This is a genomic window from Pannonibacter sp. XCT-53 (genome assembly GCF_009915765.1).
GTDB lineage: Bacteria > Pseudomonadota > Alphaproteobacteria > Rhizobiales > Stappiaceae > Pannonibacter > Pannonibacter tanglangensis.
On the sequence record NZ_JAABLQ010000001.1, the window covers coordinates 3,267,087 to 3,280,551 of the forward strand.

11 protein-coding genes are annotated in these 13,465 nt (G+C 65.6%); 2 read left to right on the plus strand and 9 right to left on the minus strand.

Translation table 11 applies throughout. The annotated features are described in order from the left end of the window. Positions 1-75: 75 nt before the first annotated feature. The gene (gene fsa, locus GWI72_RS14615; protein WP_161709037.1) at positions 76-729 is read left to right on the plus strand and encodes a fructose-6-phosphate aldolase; all 654 of its coding nucleotides are present in this window, start codon (positions 76-78) and stop codon (positions 727-729) included. 429 nt (positions 730-1,158) lie between these two features. Then, on the plus strand, positions 1,159-1,581 hold the full coding sequence (locus GWI72_RS14620; protein WP_161709038.1) for a MerR family transcriptional regulator: 423 nt from the start codon (positions 1,159-1,161) through the stop codon (positions 1,579-1,581). Positions 1,582-1,798: 217 nt separating this feature from the next. Here the strand turns inward: GWI72_RS14620 and lpdA are convergent, their stop codons facing one another. The 9 genes from lpdA to zapE form a co-directional block, all read right to left on the minus strand. Then, positions 1,799-3,202, minus strand: coding sequence for a dihydrolipoyl dehydrogenase (lpdA, locus tag GWI72_RS14625; protein ID WP_161709039.1), 1,404 nt, complete (start codon positions 3,200-3,202; stop codon positions 1,799-1,801). A gap of 77 nt (positions 3,203-3,279) precedes the next feature. Then, positions 3,280-3,861 (minus strand): HXXEE domain-containing protein, encoded by a 582-nt coding sequence (locus GWI72_RS14630; protein WP_161709040.1) that lies wholly within the window; start codon positions 3,859-3,861, stop codon positions 3,280-3,282. Positions 3,862-4,042: 181 nt separating this feature from the next. Beyond that, positions 4,043-5,290 (minus strand): 2-oxoglutarate dehydrogenase complex dihydrolipoyllysine-residue succinyltransferase, encoded by a 1,248-nt coding sequence (odhB, locus tag GWI72_RS14635; RefSeq protein WP_161709041.1) that lies wholly within the window; start codon positions 5,288-5,290, stop codon positions 4,043-4,045. Between the two features lie 78 nt (positions 5,291-5,368). Continuing rightward, positions 5,369-8,356: a 2-oxoglutarate dehydrogenase E1 component gene (locus GWI72_RS14640; RefSeq protein ID WP_161676932.1), complete on the minus strand. Its 2,988-nt coding sequence runs from the start codon at positions 8,354-8,356 to the stop codon at positions 5,369-5,371. Between the two features lie 191 nt (positions 8,357-8,547). Continuing rightward, entirely contained in the window at positions 8,548-9,450 is a 903-nt protein-coding gene (sucD, locus tag GWI72_RS14645; protein ID WP_161676933.1) for a succinate--CoA ligase subunit alpha, read from the minus strand. Then, the gene (locus GWI72_RS14650) at positions 9,450-9,830 is read right to left on the minus strand and encodes a hypothetical protein (RefSeq protein WP_161676934.1); all 381 of its coding nucleotides are present in this window, start codon (positions 9,828-9,830) and stop codon (positions 9,450-9,452) included. The genes sucD and GWI72_RS14650 overlap by 1 nt, the downstream gene beginning before the upstream one ends. Continuing rightward, positions 9,830-11,029 (minus strand): ADP-forming succinate--CoA ligase subunit beta, encoded by a 1,200-nt coding sequence (gene sucC / locus GWI72_RS14655; protein ID WP_161676935.1) that lies wholly within the window; start codon positions 11,027-11,029, stop codon positions 9,830-9,832. The genes GWI72_RS14650 and sucC overlap by 1 nt, the downstream gene beginning before the upstream one ends. Before the next feature lie 79 nt (positions 11,030-11,108). Further along, positions 11,109-12,071 carry a malate dehydrogenase gene (gene mdh, locus GWI72_RS14660; protein WP_161676936.1) on the minus strand — a complete coding sequence of 321 codons (963 nt, stop codon included), beginning with the start codon at positions 12,069-12,071 and terminating at the stop codon, positions 11,109-11,111. Positions 12,072-12,230: 159 nt separating this feature from the next. After that, positions 12,231-13,406 carry a cell division protein ZapE gene (gene zapE, locus GWI72_RS14665; protein ID WP_161677043.1) on the minus strand — a complete coding sequence of 392 codons (1,176 nt, stop codon included), beginning with the start codon at positions 13,404-13,406 and terminating at the stop codon, positions 12,231-12,233. Between the last annotated feature and the right edge of the window lie 59 nt (positions 13,407-13,465).

The window sequence follows — 13,465 nt, forward strand, 5'->3', positions numbered from 1 at the left end:
TCGCGCTGCGCATCGTCTCGCGTGGGAGCGGTCCCGGGCCTTGCGGCCGGACCGCGCAAGGGAGTTGAAACCCAGATGAAGTTCTTTGTCGATACGGCCGATACCGCAGAAATCGCCGAACTGGCCGCCACCGGCCTCCTCGACGGCGTGACCACCAATCCGTCCCTGATCATGAAGGCGGGTCGCCCGATGAAGGAAGTGATTGCCGAGATCTGCAAGATCACGGACGGTCCGGTCTCCGCAGAAGTTGCCGCCACCGACTATGACGGCATCCTGCGCGAGGCCAAGGTGCTTGCCGCCATTGCCCCGAATGTCGTCATCAAGCTGCCGCTGACCATGGACGGTCTCAAGGCCTGCAAGGCGCTCACCTCGGCCGGCCACAAGACCAACGTCACCCTGTGCTTCTCGGCCACCCAGGCCCTGCTGGCCGCCAAGGCCGGCGCCACCTACATCTCGCCCTTCATCGGTCGCCTCGATGACATCAACCTCGATGGCCTCGAACTGATCCGCGAGATCCGCACGATCTACGACAACTACGGCTTCTCCACCGAGATCCTGGCGGCCTCGATCCGCACGATCAACCACGTGCGCGACTGCGCCATCATCGGTGCCGATGTCGCCACCATCCCGCCGTCGACCCTCAAGGCGCTGGTCAAGCACCCGCTGACCGACAAGGGCCTCGAGACCTTCCTGGCCGACTGGGCCAAGACCGGCCAGTCGATCGCCTGATCGCCCTCGCCTCCGGCATCGAAACGGCACCCGCGCGGGTGCCGTTTTTGTTTGGCACCCCTTCTAGGTCGCCGCGGTGCTGAGCCGTCATTCCGGACAAGGTGAGCGCAGCGAACCGCAGATCCGGAACCTGTCCCGGACGTGATCCGGGAGCCAGCGTGTCAGTGCGAGCGCATGCGAGCCCATCATCAATGCAACATCAACGCCACGTACTGGAAAAGCTGTGTCGCGCTCCGCGCGGCTGATCTCTGGATCCCGGCTCGGCGCCTCGCTGACGCTCGGCTGGGCCGGGATGACGGCCTCGTTCAGGTTTTCGACCCGCAGCCACGCCTGCGCAGGCCGTTTCCGGCCGCCCCGCTCCTCTCGGCCCTTGCCGGCCCTGCTGGAAGACCCCACTCTATAGCCACTGGAGCTATAGGATTTCCTGTCATGGCCGACCTGTCCATCGGTGATCTTGCCCGTCGCACCGGCGTCAAGGTGCCGACGATCCGCTACTACGAGCAGATGGGACTGATCCCGGAACCGCCGCGCACCGAGGGCAACCAGCGCCGCTATGGCCGCGCCGAACTGGACCGGCTCACCTTCATCAAGCATGCCCGCGATCTCGGGCTGCCGATGGAGGCCATCCGTGACCTCATTGATCTCAGCGCCCATCCGGAGCGCCCCTGCGGCGATGCGGAGCGTATCGCTGCCGAGCAGCTTGCCACCGTGCGTGACAAGATCGCCCGCCTGCAGCGGCTGGAAGCGGAACTGGAACGGATCATGGCCCATGACCACGGCGCCCACACCGTCGCGGACTGCCACGTCCTGCGCGCCCTCGCCGACCATTCCCTCTGCGACGGGGACCATTGAACGCGGCCCGGCCCTGGCCCGCTTGCGCCAATGCACATTCGGACGCCATCCCGCACGAGGCGGGGAGGACCGTCGGGGTGAACGGCAATCGCCGAGGCCAAACCCGCAAGTTTCCTGCAGAGGCGGTTCCAACCGGGACACGGGCGCCACCGAAAAGAAAAAGGCCGGAGCGTCGCCGCTCCGGCCTTCTTGACATCCGGGACTAAACCCAGCGCGATCAGGCGTGGATCGGCTTGGCGAAGGTTGCAAGGGCTGCTTCCTTCACGGCTTCCGACATGGTCGGATGCGCGTGGCAGGTGCGGCCGAGGTCTTCCGACGAGCCACCGAATTCCATCAGCACGGCCGCTTCGTGGATCATCTCGCCGGCGCCATGGCCGACGATGTGCACGCCAAGCACCCGGTCGGTGGCCGCATCCGCCAGCACCTTCACGAAGCCGTCGGTGTGGTTCATGGCGCGGGCCCGGCCGTTGGCGACGAAGTTGAACTTGCCGGCCTTGTAGGCGATGCCTGCAGCCTTCAGCTCTTCCTCGGTCTTGCCCACCGACGCCACTTCCGGCGAGGTGTAGACGACGCCCGGAATGATGTCATAGTTCACATGGCCGGCCTGGCCGGCGAGGATTTCGGCCAGCGCCACGCCCTCGTCCTCGGCCTTGTGCGCGAGCATCGGGCCGACGATGACGTCGCCGATGGCGTAGATGCCCGGCACGCTGGTCTGATAGTGGCCGTTCGTCTCGATGCGGCCGCGGTTGTCCAGCTTGACGCCGACATCCTCCAGGCCGAGACCGGCGGTGTAGGGCTTGCGGCCGATGGCGACGAGGACCACGTCGGCCTCGATCACTTCGGCAGCGCCGCCGGCGGCCGGCTCGACCGAGACTTCCAGACCCTTGCCCTTCCTGGCAACGCCGGTGACCTTGGACGACAGCTTGAAGGTCATGCCCTGCTTGGCCAGCAGGCGCTGGAACTGCTTGGAGACATCGCCGTCCATCGGGCCGAGGATCTTGTCCATGAACTCGACCACGGTCACCTTGGCGCCGAGACGGCCCCAGACCGAGCCCAGCTCCAGACCGATGACGCCGCCGCCGACCACGACGAGGTGATCCGGCACCTTCTCCAGCGTCAGCGCGCCGGTGGAGGAGACGACCTGCTTCTCGTCGATCTCGACGCCCGGCAGCGGCATCACGTCGGAGCCGGTGGCGATGACGATTGACTTGGTGGCGAGTTCGGTCACGGTGCCGTCTTCGGCCGTGACGGACACCTTGCCCTGCCCCAGGATCTTGCCGGTGCCGTGGAAGGCCTCGATCTTGTTCTTCTTCAGCAGGAACGCAACGCCGCCGACATTGGCGTCGATGGTCGCCTGCTTGTGCGCCATCATCGCCGGCAGGTCGAGCTTCGGCTTGGCGACCTTGATGCCGAGCGCCTCGAAGCCGTGGCCGGCCTCGTGGAACATCTCGGACGCATGCAGCAGCGCCTTGGAGGGAATGCAGCCCACGTTCAGGCAGGTGCCGCCATGGGTGGCGCGCTTCTCGACCACCGCGACCTTCAGGCCGAGCTGGGCGGCCTTGATGGCGCAGACATAGCCACCGGGACCGGTGCCGATGACGACGAGATCATACTGGGACATGGGAATGCCTCACGTTCTTTCAGGTCAGTTTGGGGCAGCCGGCACGCAAGCGGCCAGCCACCGGAGCGTTCGGGAGGTCATGCGGCAGGCGCGCTCCCGGCGAGACCGGCCTTGACCCGCGCCAGGATCAGTCCATGCAGCGCGATGATCAGGACCAGCGAAACAAGATGCTGGGTCAGGCTTGCGACCGGCCAGAGGCCGGCAAGACCGGCCGCTCCCAGCGGCAGGAACAGGACGATGGCCGTCCAGACACCCGGGTTGGGCTGGCGCAGGGCGATCATCTGGACGATGTGCAGCACCGCATTCACCAGCACCAGATAGACGGCAACCAGACCCCAGCCGGCGTCGACGAAACGCATCGCCAGGATGGCCAGGGCTGCCACCCACCAGACGCCGAAGATGTTGACGGCAAAGACGAAACCCGGGGTCAGCACCTCACGGCCATGGCCGATGCGGGCATTGACGAACTGGCGGAACCGGTCGCGGTCATGCTCCTCGAACTGGTGCAGCATGTAGACCGGCAGCACGAGGTAGACGGAGAGCTCCGCCTGCGGCCAGCCGGCGGTCAGCGCCGGGGCGAGCAGCAGCAGCACGAAGCCGGCCATGAACCCGCCGTAGACCCAGTTGGCGCTGAGGCGCTCGAGTACACCCGTCATCATGCCACCCGCTCCTCATGTCCGCCGTCGGCCGGATGGCCGCGCGGGCCAGCTTGACCAGCCGGCCCGCAAATGCAAGCGGCAATGGCAGCGATCGCGGGGAACGGCAGATGCCGTCGACGCGCTGCCAGCCGGACAGGATCGGCGGCGGGACCGGATGAGGTCCCGCCGCCGGGGATCAGGATCAGAGATCCAGCACCAGACGGCGCGGGTCTTCCAGGCTTTCCTTGACGCGGACGAGGAAGGTCACCGCTTCCTTGCCGTCGACGATGCGGTGATCGTAGGACAGGGCCAGATACATCATCGGACGGATGACGACCTGACCGTTCACGGCCATCGGCCGGTCCTGGATCTTGTGCATGCCAAGGATGCCCGACTGCGGGGCATTCAGGATCGGCGAGGACATCAGCGAGCCGTAGACGCCGCCGTTCGAGATGGTGAAGGTGCCGCCCTGCATGTCGGCAACGCCGAGCTTGCCGTCCCGCGCCTTGCGGCCGAGGTTGGCGATTTCCTTCTCGATCTCGGCAATCGACATCTGGTCGGCATCACGGACGACCGGAACCACGAGGCCCTTGTCGGTGCCGACGGCCACGCCGATGTGGCAGAAGTTCTTGTAGACCACGTCGGTGCCGTCGATCTCGGCGTTGACGGCCGGGATTTCCTTCAGCGCGTGGCAGACGGCCTTGGTGAAGAAGCCCATGAAGCCGAGCTTCACGCCGTGCTTCTTCTCGAACACGTCCTTGTAGGCGGCGCGCAGGTCCATCACCGGGCCCATGTCCACTTCGTTGTAAGTGGTCAGCATGGCGGCGGTGTTCTGGGCGTCCTTCAGGCGGCGCGCGATGGTCTGGCGCAGCTTGGTCATGCGGACGCGCTCTTCGCGGGCCTCGTCCTCGGCCGGAACCGGCGCGCGGACGGAAACCGGAGCAGCGGCGGCAGCCGGGGCAGCGGTGACGCCGGCAGCCACGGCGGCCAGCACGTCACCCTTCAGCACCTGGCCACGCTTGCCGGAGCCTGCAACCTGGTCAGCCGACAGGCCGGTCTCGGCCAGCAGCTTGCCGGCAGACGGGGCCGGCGGCATGGAGGTCGGAGCAGCCGGGGCGGGAGCCGCAACGGCGGGGACCGGAGCGGCAGCCGCCGGGGCTGCAGCGGCGGCGGGGGCCGGGGCGGCTGCCGGAGCAGACGCAGCCGCAGCGGCGCCGGCGGCGATCAGGCCGAGCAGGGCGCCAACGCCAACGGTGTCGCCTTCCTTGACGAGAATGCTTTCGAGGGTGCCGGAGGCCGGAGCCGGAACTTCGACGGTCACCTTGTCGGTTTCGAGCTCGACCAGCGCCTCGTCAGCCTTCACGGCATCGCCGGGCTTCTTGAACCACTGGGCAATCGTTGCCTCGGAGACGGATTCGCCCAGAGTGGGCACGCGGATTTCGGTTGCCATGGTCGCCTTCTCTAAAAAATTGCCTTGGCCATTTCCGGATCGGGGGTGGGGCCCGCCGCTGCGGCGGGCCCGCCAGGATCAGTTTGCGAACGCCTGGTCCAGGAACTCCTGGAGCTGGGCGAGGTGCTTGGACATCAGGCCCGTTGCGGTCGAGGCCGAGGCGGCGCGACCCACATAGCGCGGGCGGCGGCTCTTGGCGCCGATCTGCTCCAGCACCCACTCGATGTAGGGCTGGACGAAGGTCCAGCCGCCCATGTTCTGCGGCTCTTCCTGGCACCACACCATGTCGGCGTTGCGGAAGCGCGAGAGCTCCTGCACCAGGGCCTTCTTCGGGAAGGGATAGAGCTGCTCGACACGCAGCAGGTAGACGTCCTTGATGCCGCGCTTCTCGCGCTCCTCGTAAAGGTCATAGTAGACCTTGCCCGAGCACATCACCACGCGGCGGATCTTGTCGTCCGGCACCAGCTTGATGGTGCTGTCGGCCAGATACTCCGCGTCATCCCACAGCAGGCGGTGGAAGGTCGAATCCGCGCCCAGCTCCACCAGCTTCGAGGTGGCGCGCTTGTGGCGCAGCAGCGACTTCGGCGTCATCAGGATCAGCGGCTTGCGGATGTCACGCTTCAGCTGACGGCGCAGGATGTGGAAGTAGTTGGCCGGCGTCGTGCAGTTGGCGACCTGCATGTTGTCCTCGGCGCAGAGCTGGAGATAGCGCTCCAGACGAGCCGAGGAGTGCTCCGGGCCCTGACCTTCGTAGCCGTGCGGCAGAAGGCAGACGAGACCGGACATGCGCAGCCACTTGCGTTCACCGCTCGAGATGAACTGGTCGAACACCACCTGGGCGCCGTTGGCGAAGTCGCCGAACTGGGCTTCCCACATGGTGAGCGCGTTCGGTTCGGCCATCGAGTAGCCGTACTCGAAGCCCAGCACGGCCTCTTCCGAGAGCATCGAGTTGATGACCTCGTAGCGGGCCTGATCCGGGGCCAGGTTGTTGAGCGGGATGTAGCGGTTCTCGTCTTCCTGATCGTACAGGACGGTGTGCCGCTGAGAGAAGGTGCCGCGTTCGCAGTCCTGACCGGACAGGCGGACAGGGTGGCCTTCCGTGACCAGCGAGCCGAAGGCCAGGGCCTCGGCAGTCGCCCAGTCGATGCCCTCGCCGGTCTCGATCATGTTGGCGCGGTTCGACAGGAACCGGCCGATCGTCTTGTGGACGTTGAAGCCCGCCGGGACCTCGGTCAGCTTCTTGCCGATCTCCTTGAGCCGCTCGACCGGAACACCGGTGGCACCGCGGCGCGGATCTTCCTGGTCGTCGGCCGCCTTCAGGCCCGACCACTTGCCGTCCAGCCAGTCGGCCTTGTTCGGCTTGTAGGTCTGGCCGGCCTCGAACTCGGCTTCCAGCTTGGCGCGCCAGGCCGTCTTCATCGCCTCGATTTCCTCGGCGGTGACGACGCCTTCCGCCATCAGACGCTCGCCGTAAATCTGCAGCGTGGTCGGATGGTTGCGGATCTTGCGGTACATGATCGGCTGGGTGAAGCCCGGCTCGTCGCCTTCGTTGTGACCGAAGCGGCGGTAGCAGATCATGTCGATGACGACCGGACGCCCGAAGATCTGGCGGAACTCGGTGCCGATCTTGGCCGCGAAGACCACGGCTTCCGGATCATCCGCGTTGACGTGGAAAATCGGAGCCTCGATCACCTTGGCCATGTCGGACGGATACGGCGAGGAGCGCGAGAAGCGCGGGTTCGTCGTGAAGCCGATCTGGTTGTTGATGATGACGTGGATGGAGCCGCCGGTGCGGTGGCCGCGCAGGGCCGACAGGCCGAAGCACTCTGCCACGACGCCCTGGCCGGCAAAGGCCGCGTCACCATGGATGAGCAGCGGCAGCACCTTGGAGCGGTCGGTCTGGCGGGCGTCCATCAGCCAGCGACCGTCAACGGCCGAGAGCTGGTCCTGCTTTGCGCGGGCCTTGCCGAGCACCACGGGATCGACGATTTCCAGATGCGACGGGTTGGCCGTCAGCGACAGGTGCACCTCGTTGCCGTCGAAGGAGCGGTCCGACGAGGCACCGAGGTGGTACTTCACGTCGCCCGAACCTTCCACGTCGTCCGGGGCGTAGGAGCCGCCCTTGAACTCGTGGAACACCGCGCGGTGCGGCTTGCCCATCACCTGGGTCAGCACGTTCAGGCGGCCGCGGTGGGCCATGCCGAGGACGATGTCCTTCAGGCCCATGTTGCCGCCGCGCTTGATGATCTGCTCCAGCGCCGGGATCAGCGCCTCACCGCCGTCGAGACCGAACCGCTTGGTGCCGGTGTACTTGACGTCGATGAACTTCTCGAAGCCTTCGGCCTCGACGAGCTTGTTGAGGATCGCGCGCTTGCCCTGCGGGGTGAACTCGACGTGCTTGTCGGGCCCCTCGATGCGCTCCTGCAGCCATGCCTTGGCGGCCGGGTCGGAGATGTGCATGAACTCGACGCCGAGGGTCGAGCAGTAGGTGCGCTTCAGGATCTCCAGCATCTGGCGCAGGGTGGCGTATTCCAGCCCGAGCACGTGGTCGATGAAGATCGGACGGTCCCAGTCGGCATCCGTGAAGCCGTAGGACGACGGGTGCAGCTCCTCGTGGTCGCCCGGGGGCGAGAGGCGCAGCGGGTCGAGATCGGCGTGCAGATGGCCGCGCATGCGGTAGGCGCGGATCATCATCAGCGCGCGCACGCTGTCGCGGGTCGCCTGATGCACGTCGGAGGCAGAGACGGCACTGCCCTTGGCATCGGCCTTCTGCTTCAGCTTGTCCCCGACTGCCTTCTCGATCTGGCCCCAGTTGCCGTCGAGGGCGTTGATCAGGTCGCCCTTGGCGTCCAGCGGCCAGTCGGCGCGCGCCCAGGGAGCGCCGCGCGCTTCCTTCAGCACGTCGGCCTTGTCATCCTGCAGTCCGCCGAAGAAGTCCTGCCATTCGGGATCAACCGAGGCGGGGTTCTCCTGGTACTGGGCGTAGAGTTCTTCGATGTAGGCTGCGTTGGCGCCGTAAAGGAACGACGTCAGCGCGAAGACATTGTTCGCGTCCTGCCGTGCCATGCTCGTTCAGCGGAGGGTCACTCCGCCCTTTTTTCTCAGGCACAGCCAGAGGCCGGCCTGTGTTGCACGTTCGGGCCCGCGCCACAGGACACGGACCCCGCTCAAAACCGGCGGACACCGGCGTGCCGATGTCCGCTTTCCTTCGGTATGCCTTACGAACCGTAAACAAATTGCCCGGTTCGCCGAGGCATTCAGCCCTTCAGGACCTGGACGAGGGTCTCGCCCAGCTGGGCCGGCGACGGGGAGACGCGGATGCCGGCCGATTCCATGGCGGCGATCTTGTCTTCCGCACCGCCCTTGCCGCCGGAGATCACGGCACCTGCGTGACCCATCGTGCGGCCCTTCGGGGCGGTCCGGCCCGCGATGAAGCCGGCCATCGGCTTCTTGCGGCCCTTCTTGGCCTCGTCCTTGAGGAACTGTGCCGCGTCCTCTTCGGCCGAGCCACCGATCTCGCCGATCATGATGATCGACTGGGTGGCCTCGTCGGCGAGGAACATCTCCAGCACGTCGATGAATTCCGTCCCCTTGACCGGGTCACCGCCGATGCCGACAGCCGTCGTCTGGCCGAGGCCGGCGTTGGAGGTCTGGAACACGGCCTCATAGGTAAGCGTGCCGGAGCGCGACACAATACCGACCGAACCCTTCTTGAAGATGGAGCCAGGCATGATGCCGATCTTGCACTGTTCCGGGGTCAGGATGCCGGGGCAGTTCGGGCCGAGCAGGCGCGACTTGGACTTCTCCAGGCGGGCCTTGACCTTCACCATGTCAGCCACCGGAATGCCTTCCGTGATGCAGACGATGAAGGGGATCTCGGCGTCGATGGCCTCGATGATCGCAGCCGCGGCACCGGCCGGCGGCACGTAGATCACGGACGCATCCGCACCGGTCGCATCCTTGGCGGCAGCGACGGACGCGTAGATCGGCAGGCTTTCGCCCTTCGAGCCGGTCCACTTCTCGCCGCCCTTGGCCGGATGCACGCCGGCGACCATCTGGGTGCCGTAATAGGCCAGTGCCTGTTCCGTGTGGAACGTGCCGGTCTTGCCGGTCAGGCCCTGGACGATGACCTTGGTATCTTTGTTGACGAGGATCGACATTATTCTGCTTCCTCTTCCTCAAATTCGAGGGCGTCAAACTCCTCGAAAACGTCATTCGTGAAACGGTAGCCCTTGCCGGTCGCCTGCTTGTGCGGCATGTGCGCATCAAGGTTGCGGGACCAGTTGGTGCTGAACCAGTCGAAGTGGCCGTCGGACTTGGCGATGCCCAGTTCACCCTGCCAGACGTAGGTCCTGGCATCCTTCGCCTTGATCGCCAGATACTCGGACGCATCCTCACGGTCGGTGAAATGCGCCCAGCTGCTGGCGACGCCGTCTTCCGGAGTGGGGGTGTCGTCCCAGCACACGAAATAGCAAAGGTTGATGTCGGTCTCGTTCGGGCCGAAGGCCTGTCGGTTCACGACCTTGCGTGCGGCCGCCATCACTTGGCGCCCTGCACGGCGGCAACGATCTTCTTGGCCGCGTCGTCGAGATCATCGGCGGCGATCACGTTCAGACCGCTGTCCGAGATGATCTTCTTGCCGAGTTCGACGTTGGTGCCCTCGAGGCGGACGACGAGCGGAACCTTCAGGCCCACTTCCTTCACGGCCGCGATCACGCCTTCCGCGATGACATCGCACTTCATGATGCCGCCGAAGATGTTGACCAGGATGCCTTCCACGCGCGGGTCCGCGGTGATGATCTTGAAGGCTGCTGCCACCTTCTCCTTGCTGGCGCCGCCACCGACGTCACAGAAGTTGGCCGGCTCCTTGCCGTAGAGCTTGATGATGTCCATGGTCGCCATGGCAAGGCCGGCGCCATTGACCATGCAGCCGATGTTGCCGTCGAGGGCGACATAGGCCAGCTCCCACTTGGACGCCTCGATTTCCTTGGCGTCTTCCTCGGTCACGTCGCGCAGGGCAACGATTTCCGGGTGACGGAACAGGGCGTTGCCGTCGAAGGACACCTTGGCGTCCAGGACGCGCAGGCGGCCGTTCTTCATGACGATCAGCGGGTTGATCTCCAGAAGGCTCATGTCCTTTTCCATGAAGGCCTTGTAGAGGATCGGGAACAGCGTCATGCCGTCGGCGCGGGCGTCGCCGTCCAGCTTCAGCGCATCGCAGAGCTTGGCGGCGTCAGCGGCGGTCACGCCGGTGTCCGGGTCGATCGGCAGGGTGACGATCTTCTCCGGGGTGTGCTCGGCAACGGCCTCGATGTCCATGCCGCCTTCGGTGGAGACGACGAAGGCCGGACGGCCGACCGAACGGTCCACGAGGATGGAGAGATACAGCTCGCGCTCGATGTCGGCGCCGTCCTCGATGTAGAGGCGGTTCACGACCTTGCCGGCGTCGCCGGTCTGGGCGGTCACCAGCGTGTTGCCAAGCATTTCCTTGGCATGCTTGATGACGTCTTCCAGCGAGAAGGCGAGGCGCACGCCGCCCTTGGCGTCGGCCGGCAGTTCCTTGAACTTGCCCTTGCCACGGCCACCGGCGTGGATCTGCGACTTCACGACCCAGAGCGGGCCCGGCAGCTGCTTGGCTGCGGCTTCGGCTTCGTCCGCCGAGAAGATGGCGACGCCTTCGGCAACCGGAGCGCCGTATTCCTTCAGGACCGCCTTGGCCTGATACTCATGAATGTTCATGGTGTCCCCCGTGGTTCGGAGAACCGCCGCCGGCAGACCGGCGGCGGCATGTATCCCTGGCTTTGACTTCCGCCGTGGCTCAGGCGAGCGACGGCTGGATCTTCTTGCAGGCCTCGATCAGGCCGTCGACCGAAGCCACCGACTTGTCGAACATGGCCTTCTCGTCGGCGTTCATGTCGATCTCGATGACGCGCTCGACGCCACCGGCACCGATGATGACCGGCACGCCGACATAGGTGTTCTTGAGGCCGTACTGGCCGTTCAGCGCCGCCGCGCAGGGCAGCACGCGCTTCTTGTCCTTGAGATAGCTCTCGGCCATCGCGATGGCCGAGGAGGCCGGGGCGTAGAAGGCCGAGCCGGTCTTCAGCAGGCCGACGATCTCGGCGCCGCCGTCACGGGTGCGCTGGACGATCTGCTCCAGGCGCTCGGCGGTGCACCAGCCCATCTTGACGAGGTCCGGCAGCGGAATGCCGGCGACGGTGGAGTAGCGGGTCAGCGGCACCATGGTGTCGCCGTGGCCACCGAGCACGAAGGCGGTGACGTCCTCGACCGAGACGTTGAACTCGTCGGCCAGGAAGTAGCGGAAGCGGGCGCTGTCCAGCACGCCGGCCATGCCGACGACCTTGTGCGACGGCAGGCCGGAGAACTTCTGCAGCGCCCAGACCATCGCATCGAGCGGGTTGGTGATGCAGATGACAAAGGCGTTCGGGGCGTGCTTGGCGATGCCGGCACCCACCTGCTCCATGACCTTCAGGTTGATCTCGAGCAGGTCGTCGCGGCTCATGCCCGGCTTGCGCGGCACGCCGGCGGTGACGATGACGACGTCGGCGCCCTCGATCGCTTCATAGGTGTTGGTGCCGGCGAGCTTGGCGTCGAAACCGTCGACCGGGGAGGACTCGGCAATGTCGAGCGCCTTGCCCTGCGGCATGCCCTCGGCGATGTCGAAGAGGACGATGTCCCCCAGCTCCTTGAGACCTGCCAGGTGGGCGAGCGTGCCGCCGATTTGACCCGAACCGATCAAAGCAATTTTGTTGCGCGCCATGTCCGAAAGCTTCCCTTTACGTAAGATGGAACCTTGCGCCATCCGCCGATGACTGGCGATGGCACTACTCCCTTTGATCCGCTCACGCAAGCCAATCAAAAGAATATAACTCTGGGACACCCCAGAATCTCATGATCCTTGCGCGCTCACGTGCATGACCTAATGGGAATGCATATCAGCGCGTGCAGAACTTCTGTTCTCGCCCGCCAGATAAGCTTCTGATCGCATCTCGATCAGACGGGAAATCGTGCGGTCAAATTCAAACATCTCGGTGCCCGACGCCGCCCGGTAGAGCCCGTCCGGTTCGGTCTCGGCCGAGATCACGGTCTTGACGCCATTGTCGTAGAACGCGTCGATCAGGTTGATGAACCGCTTGGCCTCGTTGCGGCGGGACAGGTCCATCGCCGGCACGTTCTCGATGAAAACCGTGCCATAGGCCTGGGCGATCCGCAGATAGTCGGCAGCCCCCAGCGGCCGCGCGCACAGATCGGCAAAGCTGAAACGGGCGACGCCGCTTGCCACGCGCGGCACCTCGATGCGGCGTCCCTTCATGTCCAGGTGTTCGGCGTGCTCCGGCATGCCGTGGGTGAGGCCCCGCCACAGGTCGTCGAAGGCGCGGCTCGTCTCGGGACCGAGCGGGCTCATGTAGACCTCCGCACCCCCCAGCTTCTCGAGCCGGTAGTCGGTGGGCGAGTCCAGCTTGAGCACCTCGACATGGCGGCCAAGCAGGGCGATGAAGGGCAGGAACAGCTGCCGGTTCAGCCCGTCCTTGTAGAGGTTCTCGGGTGCAACATTGGAAGTTGCAACCACGATGACACCGCGGGCGAAAAGCTGGGTGAACAGCCGTCCGAGGATCATCGCGTCAGCGATGTCGGTGACGGTGAACTCGTCGAAACACAGCAGGCGGGTCTCGAGCGCGATCTGGTCGGCGACCGGCGGGATCGGGTCATCGCCCTTCACCTCGCCATTCTTCAGCGCCTGTCGCCAGGCGTGGATGCGCTCGTGCGTCTCGGCCATGAATTCATGGAAATGCACCCGGCGCTTGCGGCGGATGACGGTGACCTCCATGAAGAGGTCCATCAGCATCGTCTTGCCGCGACCGACGCCGCCCCACAGATAGAGCCCGCGGACGGCGGCCCACATCTCGTTCTTCTTGCGGGCGAAGAGCCATCCGAGCGCGCTCTTCTTCGAGGCCAGGCGCACTTCCGCCAGATGTTCGTTGAGGGCGTCGAGCTTGCGGACGGCGGCGAGCTGCGCCGAATCCTCGGTGATCGCGCCGCTCTCGACCAGGGCGGCGTAACGAATGGCCAGCGCGCGGCTGACCGGCAGTTCCATCTTCGTCGTCGGCTTCAACGTCGGCTCTCCGCCTGCACCGGACGGTCCGGAAGAAGGCT

Bases quoted from the DNA above. Each gene is read 5' to 3' on its own strand.
- GWI72_RS14630 (WP_161709040.1), bottom strand. From the start codon at position 3,861: ATGATGACGGGTGTACTCGAGCGCCTCAGCGCCAACTGGGTCTACGGC.
- lpdA (WP_161709039.1), bottom strand. From the start codon at position 3,202: ATGTCCCAGTATGATCTCGTCGTCATCGGCACCGGTCCCGGTGGCTAT.
- sucC (WP_161676935.1), bottom strand. From the start codon at position 11,029: ATGAACATTCATGAGTATCAGGCCAAGGCGGTCCTGAAGGAATACGGC.
- mdh (WP_161676936.1), bottom strand. From the start codon at position 12,071: ATGGCGCGCAACAAAATTGCTTTGATCGGTTCGGGTCAAATCGGCGGC.
- GWI72_RS14650 (WP_161676934.1), bottom strand. From the start codon at position 9,830: ATGGCGGCCGCACGCAAGGTCGTGAACCGACAGGCCTTCGGCCCGAAC.
- zapE (WP_161677043.1), bottom strand. From the start codon at position 13,406: ATGGAACTGCCGGTCAGCCGCGCGCTGGCCATTCGTTACGCCGCCCTG.
- GWI72_RS14620 (WP_161709038.1), top strand. From the start codon at position 1,159: ATGGCCGACCTGTCCATCGGTGATCTTGCCCGTCGCACCGGCGTCAAG.
- sucD (WP_161676933.1), bottom strand. From the start codon at position 9,450: ATGTCGATCCTCGTCAACAAAGATACCAAGGTCATCGTCCAGGGCCTG.
- GWI72_RS14640 (WP_161676932.1), bottom strand. From the start codon at position 8,356: ATGGCACGGCAGGACGCGAACAATGTCTTCGCGCTGACGTCGTTCCTT.
- fsa (WP_161709037.1), top strand. From the start codon at position 76: ATGAAGTTCTTTGTCGATACGGCCGATACCGCAGAAATCGCCGAACTG.
- odhB (WP_161709041.1), bottom strand. From the start codon at position 5,290: ATGGCAACCGAAATCCGCGTGCCCACTCTGGGCGAATCCGTCTCCGAG.